The organism is Mycobacterium sp., assembly GCF_050701675.1.
Classification (GTDB): domain Bacteria; phylum Actinomycetota; class Actinomycetes; order Mycobacteriales; family Mycobacteriaceae; genus Mycobacterium.
The window spans coordinates 1-4,373 of the sequence record NZ_JBOGDD010001139.1; the positions used below are offsets into that span (position 1 = coordinate 1).

Consider the following 4,373-nt stretch of genomic DNA (forward strand, 5'->3'; position numbering starts at 1 on the left):
ATGTGCGCCAGGCTCGGTCCGCGGTTGGCCGTATTAGACGGGACCTCGACGGCGCCAAGCAGATTGGCGGCGAACCAGCTGACGACCATGTCGATGGAGTTGTCCATGAGCAACAGCACCCTGTCGCCCTTGGCAACGCCTAGCGCCGCGAGGCCCACCGCCCTGCGCTCGGTGAGCACCAAGAGTTCTGCGTACGTGAGCTTCTCGCCGGACAGGGTGCGCAGAGAGACCTTTTCGGGGTGGTTCGACGCCGCTTCGCGCAGGAACACCGGAAGGGTGAAGCTCTCGCGACGGGAGGGGCAAAGCGGTCGCTGATGGTGGGGCGAGATCCTGCCGCGACGCTCATGCTGCGATCCCGCACGTGCCGATGAAGGGCTCTGCCTCGGTCATTCCATCCCCTTGAGCGCTCGTTCGGACAATGTGATCCATGTTACTGTGGACTCTGGATCCAGGATTTGCAATACCCGAACGTCGCCGTCACCTCGTTCGTCCTTGGCACCGGATTGGTGGTTCACATGACTCAGACGACCGTTGCCCAGCTGATCGCGGAGCGCCTGAGAAGCCAGGGAGTGCGCCGCGTGTTCGGTCTGTGCGGCGGGCACATCCAACCGCTGTGGGACGCCGTCTCGCGCATCGGGATCGAGGTGGTGGACGTCCGCCACGAAGCCGCCGCCGTGTACATGGCCCACGCCACCGCCGAGCTGTCCGGTCAGCTGAGCGTCGCCATGGTGACCGCCGGACCCGGGCTCACGAACGCGGTGACGGCCATCTCCAACGCGTTCGTGGCGCGCAGTCCCGTGCTCGTCATCTCCGGTCGCCCCCCTCGGCCGCAGGCCGGGATGGGTGCAATGCAGGACATCGACCAGGGCGACGTCGTCCGCCCGATCTGCCGTCTCGTCGAACGGGTCTCCGAACGCCATCACGTCATCCCGCGTCTCGACAAGGTGATCGCGGCGGCGCTTGGCGGCGCAACGGGTGCCACCGGACCCGCCTACATCGACTTCCCGACTGATCTGCTCGACGAGACCGTGCACGACGCGGACGTCCCGGCGCTGGCCATGGAGCCGCGGACGGCGACGGTGCTCGCTCCCGATCCAGTCGCGATCACGCGGGCCGTCGACCTCATCGGTGGCTCCTCGCGGATCGTGGTCATCGGCGGACGGTCGGTGCGCGCCGCATCCGTTGAGGTGCGGGCCTTTCTGGCGGAAACCCATGCCCTCTACCTGGATTCGGGCGAGAGTCGCGGCGTCATCCGAGACGACGTGCCGGGGTTCGTCCCCGCCGTTCGCGGTCGGGCGATGAGCGAGGCCGACCTCGTCATCACCCTCGGTCGGAGACTGGACTTCCAACTCGGGTACGGGTCGCCTGCGGTGTTCTCGCCGAATGCCCGCTTCCTGCGCATCGGCACGTCCTTCGAGGAACTCGGCGAGAACCGGCGCGGCGACGTCGAGGTGCATGGAACGACGCATGTCGTGCTGGCGGCGCTATCGCGGAGTGGAGCTGCCCCGAGCGCACCGGACCTGGCCTGGTTCGAGGACATGCGGGAGTCGAACACCGCACGGGGGCGCAGACTCGCCGCCAAACTGGCGTCTCCGGAACTGGATGCCGATGGGCGGATGTCGCCCAACTTCGTGGTCGGCGCGGTCAACGAGCTGTTGACCGACGGGTCGGTCGTCGTCGCCGACGGTGGCGACATCCTGTCCTTCGCGCGGGTGGGCCTCAAACCCGTCGACTACCTGGACTGCGGGGCGCTGGGCTGCCTCGGGATCGGCGTTCCCTTTGCCATCGCAGCGGCGTTGCACCGGCCCGATCAACCCGTCATCGCGGTGATCGGCGATGGCAGCTTCGGCTTCACCGCACTCGAGGTCGATACCGCCGTAAGGCACGGGGCGCGTGCGGTGTTCGTCGTCGCGAACAACGAGGCGTGGAACATCGAGCGGCACGACCAGGTGGATCGCTTCGACAACAACCTCGTTGGCGTGGACCTCCCCGGCTGTCGTTACGACCTGCTCGCACGGAGTCTCGGCGCACACGGCGAGCGCGTGGAGGATCCGGGTGAGCTGGCCGACGCCCTGAAACGGGCGTTGGACAAGGCGCCGGCCGTGGTCGACGTCGTCGTGTCCCGTCAGGCCAAGTCGCCCGACTACCTCGGGGGGTTGGCTGCGGTGCCCCCGCGTCAGGCGGTCGGCGCGTGGAGCGCCGCGGAGCTCGAGCGGTACGCGTGACGATGACTCATCCTGACCAAGAGGGCCAACCCGTCGATGGCGAGGCGAGTTTCTCCGCGCTGACCGCACTCCCGCCCAGGGACTCGGGCGCGCTCGCCAGATCCGTTCGGGACCGGTTGCGGATGGCGATCGTGCTCGAGGAGATCCCGTCCGGCGCCCGGCTGAATCAGGTGCAGGTTGCCGAGATGCTAGGCGTCAGCCGGATGCCCGTGAGGGTCGCCGCCGCGGACCTCGTCGGCGAAGGGCTGCTGGAGCCACTGCCCGCAGGCGGAGTGGCCGTGCGGCCGTTGTTGCGGCGCGACGTCGAGGCTGCCTACAAGGTGCGCGAGGCGCTCGAGGCGCAAGCTGTCCGCGAAGTCGCCATCGCACGGCCGGAAGCCGGTCTGGCAGAGCTGTTCTCGATTCTCAAGCGTCACGAGGATCTGGGTGGCGTCAACGACACCAGGAGCCTCTTGGAACTCGACCGAGTCTTTCACCGGACCATTCTCGATGCGACCGACAATCCCTTCTTCAGCCGGGCGATGGTCCCGATGTGGTCGGTGGTCGAGCGCGCGATGGTCGGGGTGCTGCGCACCGTGCCCGATATGTTCGACCTGGCGTGGCGGGAGCATCGGCACATCACTGAGGCGTTGGCGGCGGGGAACGCAGATCTAGCCGAACGACTGGCGCGGGAACACATCACGAACTCCGCGAGGAAACTGGCGGAGTCCATCCGCGACGCCTGAGTCCCCTGCAATGACCCACCAAATTCCCAGCGTGATAACCAAATGAACGATTGGTTATAAAAGTCCCAGGTCATGGTCCGATATATCCAGGTAGATCGTGAGATTCGGAGCAATTACGCTGCCATTGACAAACGATCGTTCGGTTGGAAGCATTGGTCGGACCACAGCTTCGCGAATGTGCACTCGGTGGCGAGTCGAGCTAGAGAAGGAGCTACAGATGCCTGACGCAGTGTCCGAGAGGATCAGTCCGCGTCGCGCGCCGGGGCGGCGACTCCATCGCGTCGGAACGAGCGGCGGGGGAAGCCATGCCATCGTCGCTTCGGCAATCGAGAACTTTCAAGCACGCGGATACCACGGAACGTCGATTCGTGACATCGCCCGCGATGCCGGCATGAACCCGGCGTCGATCTACCACCACTTCCCGTCCAAGCAGGACATCCTGCAGCGCATCATGGAAGGGGTGATGAAAGAGGTCATCTCACAGACGAATTCGGCACTCGTGCGCGCGGGCAAGTCACCCGTCGAACAACTCGTGGCCTTGATGCGCGCGTGGGTGCTCTATCACACGGAGAAGCGAGCAGAGGCGCTCGTCGTCGCCTCGGAACTCCGGAGTCTCGACGACACCGGTCATCGAATCGTGGTGTCGTTGCGTGACCAGCAGGAGGGGATGTTCCGCGAGGTCATCGACCGGGGAGTCGCCGAAGGCGTCTTCGCCACTGCCTTTCCACGCGAGGCCGCCCGCGCCGTCATCAACATGGGTTACTCGATTGCCAGTTGGTACCGGCCCGACGGCGACCTGTCGCCCGACGAGATGGCCGACCGCTACGCGGCCCTTGCCTTGGGCACCGTCGGTGCCGTGGGGGAGGGGGCATGAGTTTCGCCGACGCTGCGCCGCCCTCCGAAACTGACCAGGGGCTGGATGAATCGACCAGCGAACGCGTTCGGCGGTGGCTCTCGGACGTAGAAGCACAGCCAGTCGAGCAGCGACTGCGTTCGCGGTTGATCGCCGGTGGTCGGTCCAACCCAACCTACGAGCTCACCGACGGCACTCGGTTCTGGATCTTGCGGCGCCCTCCGGTAGGACATGTTCTGCCGACCGCCCACGACATGGGCCGCGAATACCGGGCTTTGACAGCGCTTTACGGGACGCAGGTGCCCGTACCCAGAACTGTCGGACTCTGCGAAGACAGCACTCTGATCGGCGCACCGTTCTACGTCATGGACAAGCTCGACGGCGCCACGTTGCGCACCCCCGACGACACCGGCAGGCTCACTCCGGTTCAGCGCCGAGCACTCGCCGATGCCGCGGTTCGGATCTTGGTCACCCTTCACGAGGTGGACCCGGCCGACGTCGGCCTCGCCGACTGGGGACGCCCCGACGGCTACCTGGAGCGACAGCTCAAACGCTGGCTACGGCAGTGGC

General features: G+C 66.2%; 5 protein-coding genes. 4 read left to right on the forward strand and 1 reads right to left on the reverse strand.

The genetic code is table 11. The annotated features are described in order from the left end of the window. On the reverse strand, positions 1 to 269 hold a 269-nt coding region (locus ACRDUX_RS35295; RefSeq protein WP_526421247.1), incomplete at its 3' end, for an AMP-binding protein. 246 nt (positions 270 to 515) lie between these two features. Between ACRDUX_RS35295 and ACRDUX_RS35300 the strand changes: the two genes are divergently transcribed. The 4 genes from ACRDUX_RS35300 to ACRDUX_RS35315 form a co-directional block, all read left to right on the forward strand. Further along, the gene (locus ACRDUX_RS35300) at positions 516 to 2,225 is read left to right on the forward strand and encodes a 2-hydroxyacyl-CoA lyase (RefSeq protein ID WP_526421249.1); all 1,710 of its coding nucleotides are present in this window, start codon (positions 516 to 518) and stop codon (positions 2,223 to 2,225) included. 2 nt (positions 2,226 to 2,227) lie between these two features. Further along, positions 2,228 to 2,950, forward strand: a complete 723-nt coding sequence (locus ACRDUX_RS35305) for a GntR family transcriptional regulator (RefSeq protein ID WP_526421251.1) — start codon at positions 2,228 to 2,230, stop codon at positions 2,948 to 2,950. Positions 2,951 to 3,167: 217 nt separating this feature from the next. After that, complete coding sequence (locus tag ACRDUX_RS35310; RefSeq protein ID WP_526421253.1) at positions 3,168 to 3,824, forward strand: TetR/AcrR family transcriptional regulator; 657 nt, start codon at positions 3,168 to 3,170, stop codon at positions 3,822 to 3,824. After that, the coding region (locus ACRDUX_RS35315) for a phosphotransferase family protein (RefSeq protein WP_526421255.1) at positions 3,821 to 4,373 on the forward strand (553 nt) is incomplete at its 3' end. The genes ACRDUX_RS35310 and ACRDUX_RS35315, both read left to right, overlap by 4 nt.

What these genes read in the sequence shown, in the direction of transcription:
- ACRDUX_RS35310 (WP_526421253.1), top strand. Translation starts at nt 3,168, where the DNA reads ATGCCTGACGCAGTGTCCGAGAGGATCAGTCCGCGTCGCGCGCCGGGG.
- ACRDUX_RS35305 (WP_526421251.1), top strand. Translation starts at nt 2,228, where the DNA reads ATGACTCATCCTGACCAAGAGGGCCAACCCGTCGATGGCGAGGCGAGT.
- ACRDUX_RS35300 (WP_526421249.1), top strand. Translation starts at nt 516, where the DNA reads ATGACTCAGACGACCGTTGCCCAGCTGATCGCGGAGCGCCTGAGAAGC.